At 40.7% G+C, this 26,402-nt stretch carries 22 protein-coding genes; 10 read left to right on the top strand and 12 right to left on the bottom strand.

From position 1 onward, the window contains the following. Positions 1-7 precede the first annotated feature (7 nt). Positions 8-994 (bottom strand): PAS domain-containing protein, encoded by a 987-nt coding sequence (locus P2G54_RS04805; protein WP_275868783.1) that lies wholly within the window; start codon positions 992-994, stop codon positions 8-10. 142 nt (positions 995-1,136) lie between these two features. On the opposite strand from P2G54_RS04805, the gene P2G54_RS04800 reads away from it, so the two are divergent. After that, positions 1,137-1,739 carry an HD domain-containing protein gene (locus P2G54_RS04800; RefSeq protein ID WP_275868781.1) on the top strand — a complete coding sequence of 201 codons (603 nt, stop codon included), beginning with the start codon at positions 1,137-1,139 and terminating at the stop codon, positions 1,737-1,739. 31 nt (positions 1,740-1,770) lie between these two features. Here the strand turns inward: P2G54_RS04800 and P2G54_RS04795 are convergent, their stop codons facing one another. Beyond that, positions 1,771-2,268: a DUF4494 domain-containing protein gene (locus tag P2G54_RS04795; protein WP_275868779.1), complete on the bottom strand. Its 498-nt coding sequence runs from the start codon at positions 2,266-2,268 to the stop codon at positions 1,771-1,773. Positions 2,269-2,478: 210 nt separating this feature from the next. On the opposite strand from P2G54_RS04795, the gene P2G54_RS04790 reads away from it, so the two are divergent. Then, positions 2,479-4,764: a patatin-like phospholipase family protein gene (locus P2G54_RS04790; RefSeq protein WP_275868777.1), complete on the top strand. Its 2,286-nt coding sequence runs from the start codon at positions 2,479-2,481 to the stop codon at positions 4,762-4,764. Here the strand turns inward: P2G54_RS04790 and P2G54_RS04785 are convergent. Further along, positions 4,761-5,240 (bottom strand): Mpo1-like protein, encoded by a 480-nt coding sequence (locus P2G54_RS04785; protein ID WP_275868775.1) that lies wholly within the window; start codon positions 5,238-5,240, stop codon positions 4,761-4,763. The two genes, P2G54_RS04790 and P2G54_RS04785, sit on opposite strands and share 4 nt — an antisense overlap. Positions 5,241-5,318: 78 nt before the next feature. On the opposite strand from P2G54_RS04785, the gene P2G54_RS04780 reads away from it, so the two are divergent. The 3 genes from P2G54_RS04780 to P2G54_RS04770 are packed head-to-tail and all read left to right on the top strand — an operon-like array spanning position 5,319 to position 8,550. Further along, a complete protein-coding gene (locus P2G54_RS04780; protein WP_275868773.1) occupies positions 5,319-6,449 on the top strand; it encodes an FAD-dependent oxidoreductase in 1,131 nt (376 codons plus the stop codon). Positions 6,450-6,493: 44 nt separating this feature from the next. Further along, positions 6,494-7,951, top strand: coding sequence for a Na+/H+ antiporter NhaC (gene nhaC / locus P2G54_RS04775; RefSeq protein ID WP_275868770.1), 1,458 nt, complete (start codon positions 6,494-6,496; stop codon positions 7,949-7,951). After that, positions 7,948-8,550: a 3'-5' exonuclease gene (locus tag P2G54_RS04770; protein WP_275868768.1), complete on the top strand. Its 603-nt coding sequence runs from the start codon at positions 7,948-7,950 to the stop codon at positions 8,548-8,550. The genes nhaC and P2G54_RS04770 overlap by 4 nt, the downstream gene beginning before the upstream one ends. Here P2G54_RS04770 and P2G54_RS04765 read toward each other — a convergent pair. Beyond that, on the bottom strand, positions 8,527-9,165 hold the full coding sequence (locus tag P2G54_RS04765) for a YigZ family protein (protein WP_275868766.1): 639 nt from the start codon (positions 9,163-9,165) through the stop codon (positions 8,527-8,529). The genes P2G54_RS04770 and P2G54_RS04765 overlap by 24 nt on opposite strands. 132 nt (positions 9,166-9,297) lie before the next feature. On the opposite strand from P2G54_RS04765, the gene P2G54_RS04760 reads away from it, so the two are divergent. Both P2G54_RS04760 and P2G54_RS04755 read left to right on the top strand, forming a co-directional pair. Next, positions 9,298-9,690 (top strand): FdtA/QdtA family cupin domain-containing protein, encoded by a 393-nt coding sequence (locus tag P2G54_RS04760; RefSeq protein WP_275868764.1) that lies wholly within the window; start codon positions 9,298-9,300, stop codon positions 9,688-9,690. 129 nt (positions 9,691-9,819) lie between these two features. Next, the gene (locus P2G54_RS04755; protein ID WP_275868761.1) at positions 9,820-10,770 is read left to right on the top strand and encodes a glycosyltransferase; all 951 of its coding nucleotides are present in this window, start codon (positions 9,820-9,822) and stop codon (positions 10,768-10,770) included. Here P2G54_RS04755 and P2G54_RS04750 read toward each other — a convergent pair whose 3' ends face one another. Genes P2G54_RS04750 through P2G54_RS04730 form a run of 5 tightly spaced genes read right to left on the bottom strand, consistent with a single transcriptional unit; the run spans position 10,771 to position 17,853 of the window. Further along, positions 10,771-12,042: a pitrilysin family protein gene (locus P2G54_RS04750; RefSeq protein WP_275868759.1), complete on the bottom strand. Its 1,272-nt coding sequence runs from the start codon at positions 12,040-12,042 to the stop codon at positions 10,771-10,773. 3 nt (positions 12,043-12,045) lie between these two features. After that, a complete protein-coding gene (porV, locus tag P2G54_RS04745; protein ID WP_275868757.1) occupies positions 12,046-13,260 on the bottom strand; it encodes a type IX secretion system outer membrane channel protein PorV in 1,215 nt (404 codons plus the stop codon). Next, positions 13,257-16,514: a type IX secretion system sortase PorU gene (porU, locus tag P2G54_RS04740; RefSeq protein WP_275868755.1), complete on the bottom strand. Its 3,258-nt coding sequence runs from the start codon at positions 16,512-16,514 to the stop codon at positions 13,257-13,259. The genes porV and porU overlap by 4 nt, the downstream gene beginning before the upstream one ends. Beyond that, entirely contained in the window at positions 16,511-17,203 is a 693-nt protein-coding gene (gene pssA, locus P2G54_RS04735; RefSeq protein WP_275868753.1) for a CDP-diacylglycerol--serine O-phosphatidyltransferase, read from the bottom strand. The genes porU and pssA overlap by 4 nt, the downstream gene beginning before the upstream one ends. Further along, positions 17,200-17,853: an MBL fold metallo-hydrolase gene (locus tag P2G54_RS04730; protein WP_275868751.1), complete on the bottom strand. Its 654-nt coding sequence runs from the start codon at positions 17,851-17,853 to the stop codon at positions 17,200-17,202. Before P2G54_RS04730 ends, pssA begins: the two co-directional genes overlap by 4 nt. A 55-nt stretch (positions 17,854-17,908) precedes the next feature. Between P2G54_RS04730 and P2G54_RS04725 the strand changes: the two genes are divergently transcribed. The 3 genes from P2G54_RS04725 to P2G54_RS04715 are packed head-to-tail and all read left to right on the top strand — an operon-like array spanning position 17,909 to position 23,162. Continuing rightward, entirely contained in the window at positions 17,909-18,955 is a 1,047-nt protein-coding gene (locus P2G54_RS04725) for an FAD-dependent oxidoreductase (protein ID WP_275868748.1), read from the top strand. Positions 18,956-18,974: 19 nt separating this feature from the next. After that, on the top strand, positions 18,975-22,265 hold the full coding sequence (locus tag P2G54_RS04720) for a biopolymer transporter Tol (RefSeq protein ID WP_275868746.1): 3,291 nt from the start codon (positions 18,975-18,977) through the stop codon (positions 22,263-22,265). 15 nt (positions 22,266-22,280) lie between these two features. Next, on the top strand, positions 22,281-23,162 hold the full coding sequence (locus P2G54_RS04715) for a YicC/YloC family endoribonuclease (RefSeq protein WP_275868744.1): 882 nt from the start codon (positions 22,281-22,283) through the stop codon (positions 23,160-23,162). Positions 23,163-23,185: 23 nt separating this feature from the next. Here P2G54_RS04715 and P2G54_RS04710 read toward each other — a convergent pair whose 3' ends face one another. From P2G54_RS04710 to P2G54_RS04700, 3 genes are all read right to left on the bottom strand, one after another. Beyond that, positions 23,186-24,757, bottom strand: a complete 1,572-nt coding sequence (locus P2G54_RS04710) for a D-aminoacylase (RefSeq protein WP_275868742.1) — start codon at positions 24,755-24,757, stop codon at positions 23,186-23,188. 107 nt (positions 24,758-24,864) lie between these two features. Then, complete coding sequence (locus tag P2G54_RS04705; RefSeq protein WP_275868740.1) at positions 24,865-25,536, bottom strand: energy transducer TonB; 672 nt, start codon at positions 25,534-25,536, stop codon at positions 24,865-24,867. A 158-nt stretch (positions 25,537-25,694) separates the two neighbouring features. After that, positions 25,695-26,372 carry an energy transducer TonB gene (locus P2G54_RS04700; protein WP_275868738.1) on the bottom strand — a complete coding sequence of 226 codons (678 nt, stop codon included), beginning with the start codon at positions 26,370-26,372 and terminating at the stop codon, positions 25,695-25,697. Positions 26,373-26,402 lie beyond the last annotated feature (30 nt).

Here is a 26,402-nt window from a genome sequence, read left to right as displayed (position 1 = left end):
TTGAACTCTAAATGAATTGAGATTCCTTTTCAAAGGTTTTGTTTTGTTGAACGGATTCCTTGATGCTTTTCTTTAAAGCTAAATCCAATTGTTGGGTTTCCTTTTTTAGAATACCTATGATATTTTTAGATTCTTCGGTTTGTTGCTCTGCGTTGAGTATTTCCAAAAGTCCCAGAATATTTGCGACTCTGGCTCTTAAGGTATGAGATTGGTTAAATGCCAATTCCTTTAAAAAGTAATAATGTTCTTGGAGCCAGAGTTCTTGTTTTTTTCTTTCTGTAATATCCAAAAGAATTCCCTGTACACTGAGAGGAGAACCTTCCTGAGACCAGGAGATCGTTTTTCCAAAACAAAGAACCCAAATCGTTTCCTTACTTTTGTTGATCATCCTGAATTCTTTTTTGAGAGCTTGATTTCTCTTGTATTTAAAGTGGTAAACCAGCTCCTTGATCAACTCTGAAAAGTCTTCTGGATGAATGTGTCGTTCCCAGGAAATTTGTTCCAAGTTTTCAATTTCGGATTTGCTATATCCCAAGGATTGTGCTAATCCAGAACTAATGGTATTTGATTTTTGTGAGGGAATGTATTCCCAGAATCCCAGGAGTTTATTCTCTAAAATGGACTCATAGAGTTCATTGGAAGTATCCGAAGAATAAATAAAATCACCCAATTCGATATTGTAAGGCTTTGAGGATTCAAGGGGATGCCCGATTCCGGTACAGGTTCCAGAGTCCTTGTCACTAAAGAAAAATTCCCATTTGGTTTCTATTAGGTTTTTAGAAGGGTAGTTGATTTTTTTCAGATGGATAATAAACGAATGATGGGAGCTTTTTCGGGCTTTATTTCGTGCATTTTCATATTTTTTCCAATCTGAAATTTGGAAACAATCTGAAAAATGAATGGAAGTTTCTTTTCTGTCAAAAAGAGAAGGAGCTGGTCCAATTGCCGAATCAGAGGACAAAATCTTTCCAGTTTTGTCCAAAGTGATAGCCATAAAATACTCTGATTTTGAAGCGAGGGCCTCTAAGAGTTTTATGTTAGGTAGCCTATTCATTCTTTAAATATCGGTAATAGTTTCCGGATAATTATTTAAAAAGCATAAAAAATAATTTAAAATACAATAAAATATATGTGAGATGGAAAATCTTAAGTTGAATAGATTGGAGTTTGGGAATCCTTCCAACAAAGGGAATGTGTTGCCTATGGAGGAAGCGATGGGACTTTTGACAGATTGGGTAAAGAACGAAAGGCTAATTGTACACATGAGACAGGTTGGACACCTTATGCGAGCTTTTGCTGAGCACAAGGGGTATACCCCAGAAGTTCAATATCGATGGTTTCTAGCCGGCTTATTACATGATGCGGATTGGGATCAATGGCCAGAAAAGCATTGTAAAAAGATTATTGAGGAATTGGAATCCAGAAATGTTTGCCCAGAAATCATTAGAGCAATTGCCTCGCATGGACCAAAGTATTTTGGTGTGGAACCTCAAACAGAAATGGATAAAATGCTTTATGCTTTTGATGAATTAAGTGGCTTAATCCATGCATATTCCCTGATGCGCCCGGAAGGCTATGAGGGAATGGAAGTCAAGGGGGTTAAAAAACGGTTGAAGGATAAATCTTTTGCGGCTCAGGTTAGCAGGGAGGACATTGCCGATGCCTGTCAACGTGCCGCAATTCCACTGGATGACTTAATCCAGTTTGTAATTTCCCATCAAGGGTCAGCTTTGGATTGAAAAGTTAAAAGGCCGCATTTGCGGCCTTTAATTATTCTTCATCTTCCTGAACTTCTGACACAGGTCTGAAATTTCCTGGGGGAAGCTGCTCTGCTACTTCATCCCTTTCATAGGGAAATACTTCCACAATTGGACTCTCGTTGACATCAGGTACTCTAAAGCTGACAAGCATGGAGCTCAGGCTTTCCTGAATTCGCTCAAAAGCTTGTTTTACGTCCTCTGCAGTGACAATCATGTATTGGGTGACTTTCTTTTCCTTGCCACTGTCTCCATCCGCTACCAGGTATGTCACCTTGCATTTGTGCCAGATATCTGCATCATCATAGAAGAAAACATCTACAATATTACTTTTACTAATTCCGGTTACTTGGAAATCTCCTCTAATTTGACTTCCCAGCCTATCGTATAAAATAGCTTCTGCCTCTGTAAATGAAACTGCGTCTACCAAGTATTGCTCAGAAATGTTTTTCAACAAGCCTTGTTCGTTTTCTTTGGCATACTTGACTTTGCACAAAAACCAGGTTCTCATCTTTTTTAATTTTGAATCTCGAAGGTAAAATTTATACTTGGAAGCTCCATGTAGAAATTTGATAAAGTACTCTGTTTACATTTTTTTTTAAATAAGATGTTGATAATCAATATTTTTTATTTTTAAAATTCAAAACTAACAGATAAACAAAGGTTTGGGCTGAACTTTTTAAGAATTGATAAAAACACTAAATTTCCCAATAACTATAAAATGCTCGACATAATCTGGTATAGTTTCCCTGTACAGCTTTTTCTCCTTCATTTGAGAAAAAACCTAGCCCTTGTTTTAATCTGGGCCTTGTTACTTTTCATTGTATTTGAAAGCTTCGGGGTTAAGCTGGGGATTCCCTTTCTTTTTTTGGACCCTGAATATCTAAATGATGTTTCCTGGATAAGTTTTTTTCTAGTCAGTGTAGGCATGGGGGTCTTCACCATGGCTTTTCATATGACTACCTACATTATGGATGGCCGCCAATTTTCATTTTTGGCCATAGTTCCAAAACCATTTATTCATTATTGCCTCAATAATTCCATCATTCCCCTGATTTTCTATTTGTCATTTTGTTATCGATTTATTGATTTTCAGCTGGATAACGACCTCGATTCTGACTGGCAGGTTTTAAGTTATTTTTTAGGATTTTCTGGGGGCAGTGTACTGACTTATGCCCTGATATTTGGGTATTTCGCATTTACCAATAAAGACTTTTTTGTGATTTTCGCAGGAACTCTAGACAGGAGACTCCGAAAGGTTAAACTTACAAGGGCCAATGCTATGAGTAGGTTTAAAGAACTGAAAAACCAGAAAAATCCAGTCCATACTTACCTGAGCATTAATTTTAAATTTGTAAAAGTCAGGCCGGATATTTCAAGATTTGAAACGGCAAAACTGTTAAGAGTATTTGATCAAAACCACCTCAACCTTTTTGTGATCCAGGTGGTTTTGATTCTATTTATCCTGTTTCTTGGTTTTTTCAAGGAGGAACCGGTTTTGCAGCTTCCAGCTGCAATGAGTGCCATGTTGCTTCTTGCAATTTTGATGATGCTGGTAGGTGCCGTCAGTTTTTGGTTGAGAAGATGGGCAACAGTCACTGTTTTCATGCTGATTGTATTGGTGAATTACTTTTCCAATTTTTCTTTCCTCAACCGGCCGCATGAGGCATTTGGCTTAGATTATTTCGGTGAACAAGCTGAATACTCCTTGGAGAGACTGGATTCTTTGGTCCATGCAGATACAGTGAAAAAGGATAGAGAAAACACTATTCAGATTCTTGAAAACTGGAAAAAGGAAATCGGTGAGGAAAAACCCAAAATGGTGCTAATCTCCGCAAGTGGAGGAGGGCAACGGGCTGCTCTTTGGACCTTCGTGGTTTTACAAAACCTGTTTTCAATTAATGACGGAGAGGTCATTCGTCATACCAAAATGATGACCGGAGCTTCTGGGGGAGTTTTGGGAGAGGCATTTTTTAGGGAGCTGTATCTTCGGTCTTTGGAGGATCCTATTTTCAATCCTTCTGACATCAAATATCAAGATCAGATTTCTTCCGATAATTTGAATCCCATTATCTTTTCTCTTTTAGTAAACGATCTTTTGATAAGGAATCAGTACTTTAATTACAATGGGGGTAAATACTTGAAAGACAGAGGTTATGCATTTGAAAATCAATTGAATATCAATACAAAGGGGGTGATGGATAAGCCTTTGAAGGCCTATAAAGAACCTGAGTTTTCCGGGAAAATACCTTTGATGCCCGTAACTGCCTTGATTACAAATGATGGAAGGAAATTGATCGTTTCTCCGCATTCCATGGCCTATATGGGAACTTCCCTCTCGGGGAAAACCGGTAAAGCTGAGAAAAAACAAAGCGTGGATTTCCAGCGCTTCTTCGATGATCAAAAGGCCGGTGAAATCAGGTTTCTTTCTGCTTTAAGGATGTCTGCAACTTTCCCATTTATTACACCAAATATTCAATTGCCTTCGAATCCGGTGATGGAGGTGATGGATACTGGACTTTCTGATAATTTTGGTGTACAGGATGCGCTTCGGTTTGCTTATGTTTTTCAAGACTGGATCCGCGAGAATACGTCAGGCTTGATTTTGGTTACGATCCGGGATTCGGAAAAAAACACAGCAATTCCAGACAGTCCAGTTCCCAGAATTTTCGAAAAAGTATTCACTCCTCTCAAGAACATTTATTCCAATTGGGACAATGTGCAGACTATACAGAATGAAGTGCTGTTCAATTACATGGCCGAGTCTATGGGGTTTTCGATTGATAAAATCGAGTTTGAATATGCGCCTGAGCAGGTTCAGTCTACAGAGCTGACGGGTAGTCAGAAAACCATGCAACGTGCATCCCTCAATTGGAGACTGACTGCGAGAGAAAAGAAATCCATCTTGCAGAGTATCTTAACCAAAAAGAATCAGGAATCCTTAAATCGACTAAAATTGATTTTTGATGAGAACCAAAAAGAAGAAGATCTTTCTGTTGAAAATTAATAGGCTAGGCCAAGTTTCTTATAAATAAAATGCATCAGCCATGCTGGTCCAATTAATAGGAACTGCACATCTTTCAGAAAGGAAGGCTTTTTTCCCTCGATTTTATGTCCGTAAAACTGGATGATCCAAGCAACAATGAATATCCCCAAACTGATCAACCATAGTTTTCCCGGAAAAACCAGGTTTAGATAATTGGCAAATGCCAGACAGAGAGCTGAGAAAAACAGCATTCCCAATGTCAAAGGGGGAGAAAGCATGACATAGTATATTAATACAAGTCCCAATAAGATGGTCGCCCAATTGGCAAAATTGTCAAGCATGGGGAGTACGGTTGGAAGAGGGCTTGCAGGAATACTGAAAATCAAACCAACAATGCTGAAGAAAATCAATGGAACGCAAAACCAATGGATCAGTTTGTTGGTCGGGTTTTGGTGGCTGACTCCATATTCTTCGAGTAAAGCATCTATTTTTCTCATGGCTATTTGGGAATTTATCCGTTAGATTGGTGTCAAAATACTAATTCTCCTTTCAATAAGATTTAATACACCAGAAAAATGTTTAGCTATTGGGAAAATAAGCACTTTTTTAATTATGATTTGATTGTAATAGGCGCAGGCTTTGTTGGGCTTTCTACAGCGATTCACTACAAAAGCAGAAACCCTAAAGCACGGGTTTTGGTATTGGAGAGAGGTGTTTTTCCCACAGGAGCGAGTACAAAAAATGCTGGATTTGCCTGCTTTGGGAGTTTGACAGAGATTTTGGATGATTTTTGGAGTATGTCTCCCGATGAGGTAGTTGATTTGGTGGAGAGAAGGTATAAGGGGCTTCAAAAGATCCGTAAAAAATTTGGTGATAAGGCCCTTTCCTACCAGGGGACCAAAGGATTTGAATTGATTGAAGGGGAACAATTATCAGCTTTGGACCAAATGGAGTCCATCAATAAACTTCTTCGTAATATTTTCAAGAAAGAGGTATTTTCTCTTGAGAGTGAAACGGCAGCTTTCGGTTTTTCGGATAGGATAAAAGCTGTGGTAAGGAACAGGTATGAGGGAGAATTGGATCCCGGGAAATATTTGAATGCCTTGTGGCAATTAGCAGGAAAACTTGGAGTAAAAATTCTTACCGGACTTGAAGTGATGGAAGTAGGGAAGGATGATGGAACCGTGCTTGCCGAGGATAGCAGGCTCAATTTGGTTTTTAATTTTTCTGGAAAGAAAGTGGCCATCTGTACCAATGCATTTACCAAAAAAATCTGGCCAGAATCTGATTTGCAGCCGGGAAGAGGTTTGGTGATGGTCAGCACCCCCTTGAATTTTGAAATTCCCTGGGAGGGGACATTTCACATGGATAAGGGCTATGTTTATTTTCGGAAAATTGATGGAAGACTTTTATTAGGAGGAGCAAGGAACAAGGATTTTGAGGGGGAAAAGTCCTTGAAAAATGAAGTCAATCCTAAAATCAAATTCCATCTGGAAAAACTTGCCCAAGAAGTTATCTTTCCCGGAAAGCGCATCACTTGGGAAATGGAGTGGACCGGTATTATGGCTTTTGGTCCCAAAAAGTCTCCGCTTATTCAAAAAGTAGGAGAAAAAGCTGCTGCGGCTGTTCGTTTGGGAGGAATGGGAGTAGCCCTTGGGTGGCAGGCTGGCAAGGAGCTTAGTAAGATTCTTGACAAAGGGAATTGATTTTTTTTATTTAGATTCAAGCTCAAATTTCCAACTACTGATTGATGCAAGGACAGACACGTGCCCCCAAAGTATTAGATTCTCTTATTCCACTGGTTTTTTTAATTGTACTTCTTGTATTGAATATCAGGGTTTTTGGTACTGATGGATTATCTGGTTCCAATCAAATCGTATTGATTCTCTCTTCAACTGTAGCGGCTTTGATTGCGATTTTCAGGTTGGGCTTTGATTGGGAAACCCTCCAGGACGGAATAATTAAGAGTATTAGTTCTGCCATGTCCAGTATCCTGATCCTGTTTCTCATAGGAGCTTTGGCGGGAACCTGGCTTTTGAGCGGGATAGTTCCTGCTATGATCTATTATGGCCTTCAGGTTTTGAGTCCAGGTGTTTTTCTGGCAGCTGCATGTTTTGTAAGTGCAGTGGTTTCAGTTTCAACTGGAAGTTCATGGACCACGGTAGCCACTGTTGGAGTAGCTCTTTTAGGAATAGGAAAAGCCTTGGGTTTTGAGGATGGAATAATTGCAGGTGCAATTATCTCCGGAGCTTATTTCGGAGATAAAATGTCACCGCTTTCAGATACCACGAATCTGGCACCTGCTATGGCCGGTACTGACCTTTTTACCCATATTCGACATATGGCTAAGACCACGGTTCCATCTATAACCATTACTTTCATTTTGTTTATCATCATTGGAATGAATTACGAAACCAATGATTCTGTAGCTGATGTCAAAAGTATTTCGGATGTCATATTCTCCACTTTCAATATCAGTGGTTGGTTATTTATCGTTCCAATAGTATTGCTGGTATTGATTATCAAAAAGGTCCCTGCCATTCCAGCTCTTTTAATTGGTGCTTTATTGGGTGGTATCTTTGCCGTTATTTTCCAACCTGATATCATCAGACTGATTGCCAATGATTCGGGCTCATTTTCCTATTTGAGTTTTAAAGCAGTCATGATGGCCCTTTATGGGGAAATCAGTGTGGTCACTAGCAATGATGTGGTCAATGAACTATTGGTCACCCGGGGAATGGGGGGGATGTTGAATACAATTTGGTTGATTGTTGTTGCCATGGCATTTGGAGGTATCCTGGAGGTTAGTGGGATGCTTCAGGTTTTGGCAGAAGCAGTCATTAAAAAAGTTCATACCGTAGGTTCCCTGATTGCTTCTACTGCAGCAACCTGTGTTTTTTTCAATTTCACCACTTCAGATCAGTACTTGGCCATTTTGGTTCCGGGAAGGATGTATGCAGATGTGTATAAAAAGCGGGGACTAAAACCCGAAAACCTGAGCCGAACTCTTGAGGATTCAGCTACAGTGACCTCTGTTTTGGTTCCTTGGAATACCTGTGGTGCCACTCAGGCTTCTGTTTTGGGTGTGGCTACATTAACTTACGCACCGTATTGCTTTTTTAATATCATCAGTCCCTTTATGACTATTTTATACGGATATTTAAAACTTGGAATTAATTACTACGAAGAGGCAGAAGTTGAGGCATGATTCCATTGAAAATTACCAAAGAAGAAGTCAATGCCCTTCCATTAGGACAATTTGAAGGGGAGATATATCTTGTTGACAAAGCTGAAGATGTGGATGAAGTTGTGGATTTTTTGGAAGAACAGCACTTCCTGGGCTTTGATACAGAAACCAAACCTTCCTTTCGAAAAGGTGTAATCAACCAGGTGTCCTTGTTGCAGCTATCCACTGCCGAACAGGCATTTTTGTTTAGACTAAATGAAATAGGGCTGCCGGATTCGGTTAGGAATCTCCTAGAAAGGGAACATATTGTGAAAATTGGGGCTGCTGTCCATGATGATCTCAAAGGGCTGTCTAAATTGACAGATTCTTTTTACCCAAAGTCGTTTTTTGACCTGAATGATGAACTCAAAAAAGTGGGCTTTTCTAATGTTGGAGTCAGGAATCTATCAGGAATGGTTCTAGGAATCAGGATTTCCAAATCGGAACAAGTTTCCAACTGGGAGGCTCAGATTTTGACAGAAAGGCAACAACGCTATGCTGCTACAGATGCTTGGGCCTGTCTCGAGATTTTTAAAAAATTACATAAAAACGGGTTCTTAGATTCCCTCTTCAATATCTGAATAGGTCAAAGACTCAATGTTATCCAATCCTTCGTAGATGATTTCTGAGAGATTTTCCCGAAAAACCAGAGTCATCTTACAGTCCAGTTCCAAGACTTGATTCTGAATTTCAAGTTCATGGGATTTAACCAGCTTCATAACCTCGTTCATGGATTGGTAAGGAAATTGGACAGAGACAGCTCGCTTTACCTGTTCTTCTACAATGGTGTTTTCCTCGATAGCCAAAGCCGCAGATGTTTTATAGGCCTGGATCAGTCCGCTGATTCCCAGTTTTGTTCCCCCAAAGTACCGGACCACTACAATTAAAACGTTAGTAAGGTTATGAGATCTAATCTGTCCCAGAATGGGATCGCCAGCAGAATGATTTGGCTCTCCATCGTCCACAGCCCGAAATTTCAAACCATCCCTTCCAAGGACGTAGGCATAGCAGTGATGCCTTGCGTCAAAATATTTTTTTCGAAGGTCGGCAAGATGTTCTTTGATTTCTTCTTCTGATTTGACCGGATACGCGAAATAGTAAAATTTACTGTTTCGGTCTTTATATAGACCATTTGAAAGGTTTCCGAGGGTTAAAAAAGTATCGCTGTATTCGGCCTCTTCGTTGGCTTGAGACATTGGTTTTAGGGTTCAAGAATTGTATCTGTAAAATTAACGCTGAAGTCAGCCTTATTCCATTTGATTTGTCTTAATTTTAAATCTATTGAGGTGCAAAATATGCCTGAAATAATGAGGTCCCAAAATATTAAGATGATTACTCTACCCGGAAACTCCGAATCAAATGGGGATTTACGATTTTGGGAGGATGCAAAACTTTTTCCAGAAGGAATAAAACGCTGTTTTTGGATTAGCAAGGTGCCGGAAGGTGCTACTCGTGGAAATCATGCTCATTGGAAGGAAACTCAGGTTTTGGTGGCCGTGGCAGGAAGAGTGATCTTGGAAATTAGTAAGCCTGGCAGGAATCCTGAAATATTTGAACTCAATGATCCTAAAGAAGGGCTGTTGGTTCCTCCTATGCATTGGGTTGTTAGTAAGTTTTATGGGAATGCAGTATTGTTGGGACTTTCTGACATGCCGTTTTCTGAAACAGATTACATCAGAGACTTTGACTATTTTGAAAGACAAAAAAATATTTCAGAATGAATCTGGTTCCTTGAATGTGAGCAATTCCTCCGATTTGGAAGATGGAGTCAATCATAGTCTTATGTTTTTTTAAGTCAAGGTTTGCTAACGAAATTGCCAACAAAATTGTCTGGGTAAAGAACCTTTGAAATGAAAAGTTCGACTAAAGCCACGATTATTTGTATTGCCTTCAACCATGGAGATTGGATTGAGGAAACACTGGAGAGTGTTCGCCTGCAGGAATATTATGATAAAGAACTAATCATAGTGGACAATGGTAGTGCGGATAGCACTGCGGAGAAAATAAAGAATTGGTTGGGGAGAAACGAATTGTTTTTTCCAGTTAAAACTATTTTTAAGGACCAACCCTATCCCTATTGCCAGCTGTTCAATGAGGTTTTATTCGATACGCATTCGGGGTATGTAGTTGACCTTTCCGGAGATGATATCCTTTATCCGGAACATTTGAGGAAATCAATTGAGGAGTTAAGTAAAAATAGGGAAGCTGCCTTTGTCTTTTCAGATGCTTATATTCTTGGTGAGAATGGAGTGATTAATACTTTTTATAAAAGAAATTCATTTCAGGAATTGGAAGAGGACGTTGAAATAGGAAACCTCTATTACACACTCTTGAGAAGAAATTTCATTTGTTCTCCGACCATGGTTTTCAACGCAGGAATTTTAAAAAAGGAAGGGGGATATGACCCTGATTTGTATTACGAGGACTTTGATATTCAGTTGAGATTGGCAAGAAAATATCCTGTGATTTTCTCAGATCATATTGGAGTCCTGAAACGAAAGCACAAGCGATCGATGTCGGCAGATCAATACAAAAGATATTTTTCGAAAATGCTTCCTTCCACAGTCAAAGTATGTCAAAAGGCTTTTGAAATGAATTCTTCCCAAGAGGAAAATGAAGCTTTGGGGGAAAGAATACTTTATGAGTTAAAACATGCCCTATGGTCTGCTAATTTCCAATCAGCAAATTCCTTGATAGCTTTGGGTAAAAAAATAAACCTCGCCGGATTGAAGTTTAATTTGTATAAGATTTGGGCCAAATACCGATGGGATATTTCCTGGGTCTATATACGGATCACCTAATCATCCTACGACGACTTCTGTGAATGGAGGATTAGAAAAGAAGACCTGTCCGGTTTTTAGGATATTCTCTTGAGTAAAGGTTTTAAGAAAATCGAGTTTGCGGGTATAAAAATCCAAATCCATACCAGAATGATACACAGCTCGGAATCGATCCATCAATTCAAAGGATGAGCTAAATCTATTAAGCATTTGACCGATTTGGTAATTTCTGACAGTTTCAATCTCTTCGGAATCCAATGGATAGGTACAAAGTTTTTCAATTTCTTTGTAAACTTCATTGATTACTTCCTGGAAATGTACTTTTTGGACATCTGCATTTACTACCCAATAGTTAGCTGTTCCGATTTCGGCAAGGCTTGAGTAAATGCCGTATGTATGGCCCTTATCCTCTCGGATGTTTTTGATCAGTCTTGATCCAAAATATCCTCCCAAAATGGTGTTGAAAACACTTAATGCAATGAAATCCGGATGGTCTTTGGGAATGGAAAAACCTCCGATTCGTATGCTGCTTTGTAAGGCTTTTTCCCTGGGTTCAATGATGGATTCACCGGTAACAAATGCCGGGGTGGGGAAAGAAGCCTCAGGTTTTCGGAATGGGATGTTTTCAAGAATGAGTTCTAAATTTCTGAACTCCTCGGAGCTAAAATTCCCAGTGACAAAAAATTCGGTTTCCTGCCAAAGCTTATTTTGGTAATAGGTCTCTAATAGTTCCCTTTCTATTATTTCTACGTGTTTTTCCTGGATTTCGACTCCGTACGGATGAGCTGGCCCAAACAGTGTTTTTCGGAAAAGTTGACTCGCTCGGGATGCTGTTTTTTCCATTTCCAGCCGAATACTCAGTTTTCTCTGGGATTTCCTTTTTTCTAGAATTTCTACCGGGAAAGCAGGCTGGTTTATGATTTCGATCAAGAGCGGTAAAACCTTGAAAATATGTTTTCTAGTAGTAAGAAGAGAAAGTCCCTCATGCGAGAAAGTAGAAATCATTCCGATTTCACTGGCATGAAAATCCAGAAAGTCGGCAATTTCTTCTGCTGATTTGGACACTGTCCCTTCTTGAAGCATCTGTAAAGTGAAGGATGGAACAAGAGTCTGTTCCAAAGGAAGGCTAGCTCGCTGGCCTTTTGAAATCACCTCAATTTTTATCGCCTCAAGATTTGGGGTGGAAATATGAAAGACTTTGGCTCCAGAGGATAGGGTGGTGCATTCAGGCGGAGTCAAAACAAAATCCTCCGGAACCTTGAATTCCGGCGCAAGGCTTCTGTCTAAAATCATTGTTTACTTGGATGCAATCGTGTAAAGAAGAGTAAATCTCAGTGTTTCAGCCAAAGGATGGTTTTGGGTTTGAGGTACCAAATAGGAGAAATCAAATCCAACATTTTTTAAGTCAAAACCTACACCCATGGTGAAGTATTTACGTCCTCCTTTACTTGGGTTTTCATAAAAATATCCGGTTCGGAGTGCGAATTTGTCGTTGTAGGTATACTCCGCACCAAATGAGATCATAATCTCCTTTAATTCCTCAGAAAAACCATCTGGAGCATCTGCGAAAGAACCGAACATTCCAGAAATCAAAGGTCTGTTAGGATCTTTTCCCTGAATCACTTCAAGATTTCCATCTTCATCTGTATAAAGTGTGCCGTCAGAGTTGGTACGGTAAACAGGCGGAGTTGGTACTAAAAGCTTGTTGAAATCCAAGGCAAAGGTGATTTCGTTAGTTTCGTCCAATTCCAGTGAGAATGCAGTTCCTGCTCTGAAATTGGTCGGGATATAGTCCAGATCTTCAGCGCTGTTGTAGGTGATTTTTGGGCCGATATTGGAAATGTTTACTCCCCAAGACCAAGTTCCTTCTTTAGAACCTGCAAGGATTGGCTTTCGATAGTAAAGGCCCACATCAGTGCCTACACTTACTCCCGGTCTACCTTCGTTGCCTCCTACGGAAGTGATGTTGCCAGAAAGGTTGGAATGAATAAACCGTGCAGAAATACCCAGACCCAAATTGGAGGATAGTTTTCTGGAGTAGGTAGCCCCAATTGCGATATCCCTTGGGTTAAATTCTCCTAATTCATTGCCGATTCCGTCCGTCAATTGGATGTCTCCCATGTTGAAATACCGAAGGTCCAAACCAAAAGCAGAGTTTTCGTCAATTTTGATGAATCCAGTCAGGTAGCTAAGAGACATGTCATTCACCAGTTTGCCCAACCAAGGTGAGTAGGAAAGAGAGAATCCCATGTCGTCTTCGATAAAAGCTAATTTACCCGAATTCCAGTGAGCTGAATTAGCATCTGGGCTCGTAGCCACCCCCACATCACCCATGGCTGAATGTCTTGAATCAGGCGCGAAATTCAAAAATGGAACCGCAGTCGTAATCACTCGTCTGTTCGGATCCTGCCCTGAAATGATCACAGAGTTTTGTGCAAAAGTAGAATACGTAGCCAACAGATATACTGCAACAAGAATACCTATACTGTTTCTTTTGGCCGTGTTGTTCATTGAATAACGATTTTTCCGCTTGCCGTTGCTGTGGAATTATCAGCTTCCGATTTTAGCGATAAGTTGTAAATATAAGTTCCTTTTGCTGGATATTTGGTTTGGTTTTGAGAAAAAATCCACGATATACCGTCGATCACAGCCTCAGCTTTTACAAAACGCATACTTTCCTCAAATAGTGTCTGTCCGTTGATATTTAAAACTACTAGAGTGAGAACCAAGGTTTCACCCGGTTGATTATGTTTGATTTCAAAATTACTCTGAACTTCAGAAGGATTGGGGTAGACCTTGTGGGAAAGAATCTGGAGTCGGGTGCTTCCCTCAATAAGTATTTCAAATGTTTTGCTTGTTCCGTTCCCTTTCAAGTCAAAAGCCTGAAAAGTAATCTGGTTTAACCCTTCCTCTAATCCTTCCAATTGGAAACTCAGGCTTCCTTTGGTATAAGAATTTGAGTTTGCCCGATATAAGTTATTTAAAATTTTGGTCTCTTTTCCATTAATGTTAACGGAAATATTTTGTCCCTCAGTTATCCCGGAAATATCGATCCCACTGGAATCAGCTAAAAATACCTCAGTAAACAAAGAGTTCATAGGGAAAATCCAAGGACCTTCAGGTTTACTTTCAAATGAGACACGGATATCGGGTCCTGTTTGATCAATAAGCCACGAACCGGAGCCTTCAGTAATTTGGGGCTGATCTACACCAAAAGCTTCTTCAGAATTGGAAGGGTTTAGCCCATAAAACCGAATTGTCGCAGTTTCCGGCGTGAAATCAGTATTTAACGGAATTCGGAATTTACCCCTGATTTTTCCTTGCTCAATTACTCCACTTCCTGAAAACAGGATACTATTTTCATCTTGAAACTCTATAGAAGGGCTTTCGTCACCCAGCGTGGTTTCCGTCCGTGCTTTGTCTCGGATCTCAATTTCATAAGATCCCGAAAAGTTAGATAAAAGTAAATTGCTGATTGGATCATAAATCTCGGCTTCATACCAGACCTCATCTTGGGAAGGTATTTCTTGTAGTTTGTCTCCGTTGACATCTGTAAATTCACTCAAACGAATGGAATATTCCGTATTTGCCAGTTTAATGCTGGGGTCTCCCAGAAGACTGAAATTCCGGTTTAATATTCCGTTAAGGCTATTGTTTTTGGTGTTTTTGAAGATACTTCCAAGGTCTTGGTATTGCTGATTACTGGATAGGAAGACCTCTTGGATAAATGCTTCATTTAAGGAATAATTTGCACTGCTGAAAACAGGCCTTCCCGTGGTTAATAAGCCAATAGCTCCTTTGTTTTGGGCGATCAGTAATTCTTCAGCTGCAGATCTGATATAGGGGCTGTCATGTCTCCCAAATTCACAGGTGGCAGTAACCCAAAGAGCAAGTTTGTCCTGATCGGCCCAGTTTGGGATGTCTTCAATCCTGAAAATCTCCTCGGCAGCAAGGGTGGTTTCATTTCCGTGTCCAATGTAATTGATCAAAAGGGTGCCATTTTCCAAAATCTCCTGCAGTGACTTTTTTGCATCTGGTGAACTTTGAAGTCCATTTTTGGATACTTGGGTGTACCTGTCCAGGTAAATTTTGTTTTGTAGAAATTCTGGGTGGGCTTCCCTTAAGAAATCGGAGTGGTTTTCCGCATCCCTGACATGGATGTTATTGTCACCATCGTCAGCTACAAATGTGATTGATTTTTTCCAAGGACCTGGATTGGGAACGCTTTCATAATCAATGATTTTATTGACTACTATAGCTGCCTCCTGGGGAGTGGTAACTGGAATTCTCCCGACCCCAATTTGCATCTCTTCATCTCCATCCTGACTTTCTTCCCATTCTCCCTGACCCCAATCAATAAGTGCGAAAAAGTCATCCGAACTGAAAGTGCTTAATGGATTTAAGCTGTTTCGGCTGGTGTATATCGGAACCAAATTAGGTCTTCCTCCAAGGATTCCCTTGTAATCGAAAGTCCCTTTTCCAAAAAGCAATACATTTTTGAGTTCGGCTCCTTGATGGAAATGCCAAGCAATAAAGTTTCTTATAGCCACCAGATCTGGATTGCCATACCCAAAGGAATCATAGATTTCATCCAGATAAGCCACTTCTGCATAAATCCCCATTTGGAGTTTGTGGGTTGCCAATTTTTCTGCTTCAAAGGAAAGTGACTTTGGACTAATGATTAAAAGCTCCGGCCAGGTTGATGTTTGTTTTAGGCTAAGATCTGCATGCTGTAATTCCGAGATTTCAGGGCAGTTTTCTGGGATAAATACTGCTAATTTTTGAGTGTTGAGGGTGAAATCCCCTGATGAGGAAATTATGCCTGGTTGGAAATACTCACTTACATCCAATATTTTAGCCTGATTTCTGGTTTGGATCTGAAATTTATCCAGGCTATGATTGAAATAAACACCCTCTTTTAGGTCTATACTTTCGTGGGGTGTTCCAACCAGAATTTCACGAAAGTACCCCGAGCTTCCGGAGGAAGGAGAGTTAAAAAGGATGTTAATTTCCTCCAGTATTCCTGATTGAGGGGAGTATTCGGTGAAAAATTCAATTTCCTTCCCTTTGACTCCATAAGTGGTGTTGGGAATCGGCCCTATTTGGCTTTCATAAATGATCTCCCCAAAAGCTTGAAGTTTCAGTTCCGAATTATCAAATGATTGAGCCATCAGTGTTCCAGAGAATTTCCAGGGAGCCTCACTCTCAGTTTTTCTTTCTAAAGGAATGCTTTTCAATCCCCCAGAGCTGATGGGTTTGGAATACCAATTTCTCCCCGAAGTCAACAGGTTGGTTTTCTCATCGGTAAAGGCAGACCATTGGTATAAGGTCGTAGGGGAAGAAGCCGTTTGGTCTAATGGGATTTCCTGAATTCGTTTAGGGTTGGAGTTTAATCCGATCAAAAAACTAAGGGAATCTGAATAGGGATTGTTGGTAAAGTTTACACCCGTTGCGTCTTTTAATAAGATGGGATCAGGACCACTCAAAAAAACAAATAGTTCGTCTCCACTTTCCCAAGCGGGGATCTCTTCCAAGGATAATTGTGTGCTGTTCAGTTTTTGGGGTAAGGGACCGGGATATCCATAAAAACTGATTTCTGAGAGCTTGGAAAAGCCAATTTGGGAAAGTTGGGCTTTAGAAAGTTTATAGACTCCCTCTTTCTTGATTTGGAATTTGTAAAAAACAATTTGGCCCAAAACCTCGCTCAATGGAAGCAGGTAAACAAGGGAAAGGAGCAACAGTCTTATCCAGGGTAAAAGGGTCATTTCTGACTTTTCAGATTTTCCAAAAGTGAAAGTCCAATGTAAAGGAGAATTACTGGGGGAATTCCTGCCACTCCAAAAACCAAGATTGATGCCAATCCCAGACCCAAAAGAACAAATCGGAACTCATTGCTCCGAAAAGAAAAACTCTTGAATTTTAATGCAATCAAAGGTAGTTCGGCAATCAGTAGAATGGAAAATACCCAAGCAAATACAACCAGCAGCCAAGGTGTGTTTAAGTAGTTTTCCAAAAAAGGAAATTCATTTTTCAAGAATGGAAGCGTGCTGAAAAACAGGGCGTTTGCCGGGGTAGGCAAACCGATAAATTGCTCACTTTGCCTGCTGTCGATATTGAATTTTGCAAGCCTATATGCAGAAAATAAAGGAATGATCAGGGTTAGATAAGGTAGCCAATTTAAAGTTGCCACCTCTCCGCACATTTTAAAAAGAATCAGCCCGGGAAGTACGCCAAATGAAACCACGTCTGCCAGGGAATCCAGTTGTTTGCCGAGCTCTCCCTGAACTTTCAGCAATCTTGCGGCAAATCCATCAAAGAAATCCAATAATGCTGAAAGAAATATAAAATAAGCCCCAGTCTGATAATTCCCTTCAAACACCCAGATGATACCGATCAATCCGGAAAGAAGGTTAAGCAAGGTGATGGAATTCGGGATGTGGGATTTGATATTCAATAGATTGCGTTTTTTCCTACAAATGGATTGTTGCTTTTTTCAAAAGCCAAGGTTGTTTTTGGTCCATGACCTGGATAGAGAATGGTTTCCTCAGGTAAACTGAAAAGTACACCTTTTATTTTATTTAAAAGGAGTTCATGATCTCCTCCAGGCAAGTCTGTTCGACCTATGCTGCCTCTGAAAACTGTGTCTCCAGCGATGCATTGTCCCGAATTTTCATGATAAAATACAACATGGCCCGGCGAGTGTCCCGGAACGAAGAGTACTTTCAATGTATCCTCCCCGATTTTTATTTCTTGGCCCTCTTCCAGAAATTGATCCGCCTCACATCCTTCATACCCATGGAATCCGTAATTGGGAGCATAAACTTCCACAGATTTTAATACTGAACTTTCCTTCTCATGGATCAAAAATGGGATACCAAAAGTCCTTTTTACCCAAGCATTTCCTAATACATGGTCAATGTGACAATGTGTGTTCATTAATAGAGTAGGTTTGAGCTTGTTTTCGGTGATAAAGTCCAGCAATTCCCTTTTTTCCCCGGGGTCAAAACAGCCGGGATCGATGATGGCCGCATTTCCATATTCGTCATAAACGACAAATGTGTTTTCTTGGAAAGGGTTGAAGGTAAATGACTTAATTTTGAGCATTGGAATTGTCTTTTCAAAGACAACAAAATAAGGAATAATACCTTTTATTTGGGCTATGGAAATTGATTTTTTGCTTATTGGACAGGGGCTGGCGGGAACAGCACTAGGCTATAGATTAAAAAAAGCCGGAAAGAAGATTCGGATATATGACCGGGGGGATCAAAATCAATCCAGCCGAATAGCAGCAGGCCTTTTTAATCCTGTAACAGGGAGAAAAATGGTCAAAACTTGGAACGCTGATCTGCTTTTCCCGGAAATCATTCCCTTCTACAAGGAACTGGAAGATCTCACAGGACAGGAGTTTCTCCGGGAGCAGTCGATATACCGACCCTTTATTTCCATAGAGGAGCAAAATGAGTGGATGGGCAACAGTGCCGATCCTTCTTTCCAAATTTATTTGAAAAAGATCGTTCAAGACTCCCAATCTCCCGAATTGAATGATCCCTATGGAGGTGTGATATTGAAGAATTCGGGATGGCTGGATATCAATCCCATGCTAGATGCTATGGGAGAATATTTTGGAGAGGATTTAGTGCCAGACAAATTTGAGGAAGATGGGCTTCATTTCCGGGATGGATTTTGGGAATACAAGGGGATCCAAGCTAAGGCGTTAGTTTATTGCAATGGGAATGCTGCCAAGCAATCCAGGTTTTTTGGGTTTTTGCCTTTCGCTCCAGTGAAGGGGGAAATATTGGAATTGAGGCAGGATTACTGCCCTGATTATATTGTAAACCGGGGAGTGTTCAGGGTTCATTTAGGAAATGGAATCCATAGAGTAGGTTCAACATACACTTGGCATGATCTTGATCAAGGCCCCACTGAATCTGCAAAAAACGAGCTGCTCGAACGCTTGTCCGGATTGGTGAATCTTCCCGTTAAGGAATTGCTTAGCCAAAAGACCGGAATCAGACCTGCCACTCGTGACAGAAAGCCATTTTTGGGGAAACATCCAACCGAACAAAGCGTTTACATCTTTAATGGTTTTGGAGCCAAAGGAGTATCCCTGATTCCATTTTACAGTAAAATGATGTTCAGGTTTCTTGTTGAATTCCAGCCCATTGAAGATGAAGTGAACATCACAAGGTATTTTAATTATATTTAAAAGACTATTAGTAACACGAATGCGATATACTAAAGCCCTTATAATTCTTCTTTTTGGTTTTTGGTTGATAAATGGCGCTGTATATGCCCAATTTGATCAAGAACGTTTTGGTAAAAACCGGGTTCAACACAAAGAATTTGACTGGTATTTTTATTCATCCAACAATTTTGAGGTTTACTACTACGACCGTGGCGGGGCCAATGCCAAAATGGCTATTGATTACTTGGAGTCCGAGTTCCAGCGTTTGACTCAAATGATTGGCTATGTGGCTTATACAAAACCAAAGATTTTTATTTATAACTCTCCTGAAGAACTGCTGCAAAGTAACCTGAATCTTAACCAGCAGGCCTTCACTGAAGAGGGGCAAACTAGATTTTCAAGATTGATCGCAGAGGTATCATTTAAAGGTAGAATTGACCTTTTTAAGGAAGACTTAATTTATGCGACTTCCAAAATTATCATAGAAGAGATGCTCTATGGAGCTTCAGTTGCCGATGCGTTTCAGTCAAATTTGATGAACAGTTTTCCGGATTGGTACATTGAGGGAATCGCGCTCTATCTTGCCAAAGGATGGGGACGTGAGATGGATGATTTTGTGAGACATTATTTCAAAGAAGAAGAAACCCCAAAAATCCTTAAACTAAGCGGTCAGGAAGCTGCATTGGTAGGTCAATCGGTCTGGAATTATGTTGCAGAGCGCTATGGTAGAAGATATGTTTCCAGTATCCTTAACCTTTCCAGGATCAACAGGAATGAAGAAAACAGTATTGCCAATACGGTTGGGATCAATTTCAAAACCTTTATAGAGGACTGGAAAAAATACTACCTCACTATCAATCAGCAGGTAAAAGCTAATTATAAGGATGTAAATTCCCAAAATGCAGTGGCAAAAACTTCTCCCCGATTTTTGGGAGCCATCAATGATGTAAAGTTCAGTCCAGATGGTTTGAATGTGGCCTATGTCATCAACAACGGAGGGAAATTTAAGGTACAGGTAAGGGAAGTGTCCAGTGGGCTTGAGCGTACTGTTTTCCAGGGCGGAACGGTTTACAATGACCAAACCCCTAATTTTCAGGCTCCGGTGATTGCTTGGAAAGACTCTGCAAACCTCGCCATTGCTTCCTTTAAAAGAGGAATGTCTACCCTTAGACTCCGTTCCATTGACGGCACAGACCAGGACAAGATTTTCCTCAGAAACATCAATCAAATCCTGAGTATTGATTACAACAGTGATGGCAGAAACATGGTGATTTCAGCTATCTCCAATGGGAAAACAGATGTCTATACCCTTAACTCGAGAGGTCAGGGAAAGAGATTAACAAATGACGAGTTTGACGATCTCTCACCAATGTTCCTTAATGATTCCACTATAATTTATTCTTCAAATTTTACGGAAATACCGGATTCTCTTAAATCCAGGGGTAAGGCAATGGACGATTTCCCTGAAAGCTATAATTTGTTTTTAGCGGAAGTCGGGGATAGTGTGAAAATCACCAAACTCACCAATACCTTAAGTAAAAATGTCAATGCCCGAAAGGTGAATGGCAATACAGTGGTTTATTTGAGTGATTTGAGTGGAATCAATAATCTCATGCGCTTGAGTGTGGGTAATCAGGTGTCTAATCAAATCTCAGGATTTAATAAGAGCATCGAGGCATTTGATGTAAATGGTCGAATGAATAAGATTGCTTATTCGGTCCGTGATGGAGGAGAGAGCTTTCTTGTAGTGGATAATTACAGTGGCGCTGACCAGTTTACCCCGAGTACTCCGAGGATTCAGTTGGAGCAGGCAAAAAGCCTCAATGAGCGCATTGCAGCCAGAAGGCTAATCGAAAATGCGAAGGTGGAAGTGGAAGAGAAGGAGAGTCCAAAAACTCAACAGGTTGAGGAAGAATTGCCAAAACTGGATACGGTTTCCCAAAGAAGTACTGCTCCGATTAGTTTGGAAAGGCTTCGTTTTGAATCTAGAAAAGGCATCAATACGGATAATTATGTTTTCGATTCTTTGCCTCCTACAAGGGCAGAAGCAGATATTCCACAAAACCAGGATAGGGGAGTGAGTTTGCTGGAATCCTTCAGAAAACAAAGTCTTCAGAAGCGGGTAACTGGACCAAGAAGAATGGAACCTCAGTTTTTCACCAATAACTTCAATTCACGTTTTGTGGTAGATCCTCTTAGAGGATTTGGGATTAATCTTAGTGGTAAAATGTCCGATTTGTTGGACAACCATACTTTTCAGGGAGGTGTAATGACTGCTTTGGATTTCAGATCCGGTGGTGATTTGTATTTTGAGTACGAATACCTGCCTGAAAGAATTGATTTTAGAGGACGCTTTGATAGACGTACTATTCGGGTTTCTGAGGGAGATGTGACTTTCCAGAAATATGTATTGACCAAAGTGGAGGCTGGACTTTCTTATCCATTTAATGTCAACTCCAGATTTACCCTGGCTCCATTTATCGCCAAAACTCAATATTTTAATCTAAATCAAGATTCCTTGATATGGGGACAGAATCCGGAATACAACGGACTGAATGTAAATTATGCCGGGGCTAAAGCGGAGTTTGTTTTTGATAATACGGAGCAAATCGGATTGTACTCTGCTGCAGGCTTCAAGGGAAAAGTTGGTTTTGTCCATTACCAAGGACTGAATTTGGGAGAAAGGAGTTTTAGCAATGTCTATCTCGATTTTAGAAATTATCAGCGTATCCACAGAAATATAATTTTAGCTTCTAAGCTGTATGCCGGTTCATTCTACGGAAAGAATCCACAGACCTATTTGGTAGGAGGCATGGACAATTGGCTTTTCAATGAATTTTACAGACCTCCATCCAACCGTCCAGAGGCTTCCCCGGTAAGAAACCCATTGGGAGTTGAGAATTCCAATATCCTGTTTGCGGATTTTGTGGATTTGAGAGGCTTTGATTACGATGAAATCCGTGGAAATAATGTGATTACCTTCTCCACAGAATTACGCATTCCTGTTTTCTCTTACTTAACCAGAGGAAATATTACATCCAATTTCATCCGGAACTTCCAATTGGTAGCCTTTTATGACATTGGTTCAGCTTGGGACGAGTCGGCACCTTGGGAACGAATCAATGACCAGAATACAGAAGTCATCAATACAGAAGGCTCACCTTTTGTCATCACCTTGAATAATTTCAATAATCCTTGGCTTCAAAGTTATGGAGCAGGGCTGAGAACCGTCCTACTCAATTACTATGTCAAATTCGATATGGCAAGACCAATTCGGAATTATGAAACAGAGGATCTAAAGTTCTATGTAACTTTGGGCTACAATTTCTAAAAAGACCATCTAACCATGATTAAATCAATGACCGGCTTTGGAAATGCCGGATGGGAGGATGATAACTTCATGATCCATGTGGAAGTGAAGTCTCTCAACTCCAAGTTTTTGGATCTGTCGATCCGGAGCCCAAGACAATTTTCTGATAAAGAACTTGAAATAAGAAATCTGGTTCAGTCCATTTTGGAGAGAGGGAAAGTGACTGTGTCTATTGAGTTTCTCTCCAAAAGCAGTGTAGAACTTCCTGTACAAATCAATGAAGAGTTGTTCAAGGCTTTTTATTCAAAATTCAAGGCACTGGCAGATGGGGTAAATGAAGACCCTGGAGACTTGTTTAAATTGGCTTTGCAGGCTCCAAATGTCATGGTCAATACCAGTTCCGACCAAAGCAATGCAGAAGAGGAATGGGGACTGGTGAAAAATGTGATTGAAGAAGCGGTCAAGAAATGTGATTCGTTTAGAACAGATGAGGGAGCCACTTTATCTGAGAAACTCCAGGAAAATATTTCCTCAATTGCTGCCGGCTTGGAAAAGGTGAAAGCGGAAGAAGGGAACCGAAAAGAGAAAATCAAACAAAAAATCAGAGGACACTTTCAGGAGTGGCTGGATGAAAATTCTTTTGATGCCAATCGTTTTGAACAGGAATTGATTTATTACTTCGAAAAACTGGATATCAATGAAGAATTGGTTCGATTGGATACCCACTTAAAGTACTTTGTCAAATGCCTCAAAGAGGAAAATAGCCAAGGCAAAAAGCTTGGGTTTATCAGTCAGGAAATCGGTAGGGAAATAAATACAATAGGATCAAAAGCAAATGACGCGGGGATACAGCGTCATGTGATTCTGATGAAGGATGAACTTGAAAAGATCAAAGAACAATCCATGAATGTGTTATAAAAAAGGGGCCTAGGCCCCTTTTTTTATTTTTTGCGCAGTACAACACCGGCACCTTTTGAAAGGAATTCTCCCCTTTCTACCAAAGGTGCACCGTTGACGATGACGTATTCTATTCCCTCTGGATACTGGTGGGGATCGGTAAATGTTGATTTGTCGATAATAGAATTGGGATCAAAGATCGTTATGTCTGCATAATTATCTTCACGGATCAAGCCCCGGTCAGTCAAGCCCAATCTTTTCGCAGAAAGTCCAGTCATTTTATAAATGGCTGTTTTCAGATCCAATACTCCTTTTTCCCGTACATAATGACCCAAAACTCTTGGGAAAGTTCCGTAGGCCCTCGGGTGAGGGTGCCCTTCTCCCGGGCGGGAAAGTCTTCCGTCGGATCCAATCATTGTCATAGGATGTTTCATGATGTTTTCCACATCTCGTTCATCCATAGCATGGTAAATCGTTCCGGTGCCTCCATTAAGCTCGGCTTGAATTACGAGTTCAGCGCCATTTTCTACAGTTGGTTCCATTCCTTCCATAAGTGCCCAATCTTGTAGAGTTTTGCCTTCCAGTTCCTTGTTCCAAGCCACTCTTGAAAATTGTACCCTTCTAAGATCACTTCCACCCCGATCATTGAGAATATTGAAAATGATTCCGTTTTTAATACTGTCTTTCAGTACTGGATCTTTTACTCGCTCAGCAAATTTGTTGGACTCCAATGCCCAGCTTGGGATTAATACACTAATTCCCGTATGACTGGCCGCATAAGGATATTGGTCCATCATGATGTCCAGCCCCACATTTCTTGCAGAATCTACCAAGGCCAAAGTTTGGGAGCTTGCTCCCCACATTTTCACCCCAATGGCCTTATGATGTGTCAAAACAACCGGGATAGAAGCTTGTTTGGATATCACAATTGCCTCTTTGACAGCATCCAGGAGACCCAAACCTTCCTCTCTTAAGTGTGAAGTGTAAATTCCTCCGTTCTCAGAGGCTACTTTGGATAACGCGACCACCTCATCCAGTTTGGCAAATGTCCCAGGCAAATATTTCAATCCTGTAGAAATCCCAAAGGCACCGTCATCCATTGCCTTCTGTACATAGGATTTAAGAGTGTCGAGTTCTTCGGTACTTGGTTCCCTATCCTCATTACCCATGACTTTTCTTCGGATAGTATTATGCCCTACCAAATAAGCTAGATTGGGACCGATCTCCATTTGATCCAAAGAATCAAGGTAGGCTCCGAACGGCCAAGGTCCTCCGCCATCCGGACCTCCCAAGGCAAGAGTAACTCCTTGACGAAGTAAGCTTTCAGCGAGAGGCATTTCCATGATAGGCTCTAAATGGGTATGCATATCAATAAATCCCGGGCTGACTGCAAGTCCATTGGCATCAATGACCTGATCTGCACTCGCTCCTGCTAAATCTCCGATTTTGATGATTTTATCTTCTTTGATTCCAATGTCTGCTTGGAAGGGGTCCGTACCGCTGCCATCATAAATAATCCCTCCTTTGATTAGGATATCGTATTGGGTGTCGTTGATGCTGTTGCAGGAAAACAAAAGCAACAAAAGTAAAAGCGGAAAGAGATTGGTGTTTTGCATGGATGATGATTAGATATCCTTGAAAATAAAATTTTTCCAAGAATAACTATCTACCGAAAATCACACTTTGCTCTTTCCGCAAAAAAATGATCGATTCCTGTGGATGCCTAGTTCAATTTAAATTTGATGGGGATGACTTGCCTTGATCTTACCGGGATTCCTCTCATTTTCCCCGGGTTCCAGGCTGGGGAATTTTGAATGACTTTCATAGCCTCTTCGTCACATCCACCTCCAATAGTTCGCAGCACCTCCACATCCTGTACCGATCCATCCTTGTTGACTACAAAGCGGACCAAAACTGTTCCCTCTATTCCCATTCTTCTAGCTTGGGAAGGGTAGGTGAGGTTTTTTCTCAGGTATTCGTACCAAGCGTCCATTCCTCCTTTAAAGCTTGCCTGGACTTCGGTGAAATCCACAATTTCATCGGCTTCCTCTTCAATTGGTGGGCTGTCAACCAATACTACCTCCGGAATCACGGTTGTCTCCGTGGTATTAACGTCTATTTCATAATCCAGATCCTCAACTTGAATATCATCTGGCTTTTGGATAATAATCAGAGCAACCTGTGGAGGTGGGGAAGGAGGTGTCTGAATTGAGATAGGGACATCCAAGTCATCCCATTGTTCCTGGCTGGCCTGGATTTGTTTTAAGGGCCCTTCTTGATAACTTTTCCATTCAAAAGCAAGCAATACCAATAACATACTTACTGCTAAGCTCAGGTTAAAAATCACTCCTGACCATCTTCTTAAATCCGTTTTTGAATTTTTCTTGTGTTCCATGGTGTAATTGATTTGGTTAAAACATACCAAAGAAATTACCCACTAGTCTTTTTAAAAACTAATTTGTTAACAATGATTAACTGGGTTAAAAAATGTTGTAAACAAAAAAAAAGACTAGCCCAATTGGACTAGTCTCTTGTTATCGATATCTGGCTGAATTAGCTCAGTTTGAATCGGATTGGAAGTCTCATACGAGTACGTACAGGACGGCCTCTTTGCTTACCAGGTTCCCATTTAGGAGCATTCTTAACTACCTCAACAGCTTCCTCATCGCAACCGCCTCCGATACCTCTCAATACTTCCACATCTTGGATAGATCCGTCAGTATTGATTACGAATACCACGATTACTGTTCCTTCGATACCCATTCTTCTAGCTTGAGTTGGGTACTTTAGGTTTTTGGAAAGATACTGGTTCCAACCTGACATACCACCTGGTGGCTGAGGCTGAGTTTCTACTACGTCAAAGATTTCGTCAGCTTTTTCCTCAACTGGGGCTTCAGCAATAACTACTTCTTTGATCACAGTCTCTTCCTTCACGTCCACATCGAAGTTTACTTCAATTTTCTCTTCGATTTCAACTTCATCAGGGATTTCCTGAATGATTGGCTGCTCAACTGGCGGCGGTGGTGGTGGTGGTGGCTGTTCGGTAATTGGAATATCCAGCAATTCTTCAAAGTTGTCATTTGCCATGCCGAGATCCATCAAGGCACCGTCGTCAAATGACTTCCATTCGAAGGCAGCAAGAGTCACACCAACAGCAACTGCCAAACCTAGGTTCAGGAACATTCCTGATTTTTTGGTGAGGTCAGCACCGGGAGTCTTTTTTACTTCCATGGCGAATTTGGTTTATACAGGTTAATATCT

It is taken from the genome of Algoriphagus sp. CAU 1675 (assembly GCF_029222925.1).
Taxonomy (GTDB): domain Bacteria; phylum Bacteroidota; class Bacteroidia; order Cytophagales; family Cyclobacteriaceae; genus Algoriphagus.
The sequence above is the reverse complement of the archived record's forward strand: the minus strand, read 5'-3'. Positions and strand labels throughout refer to the sequence as shown.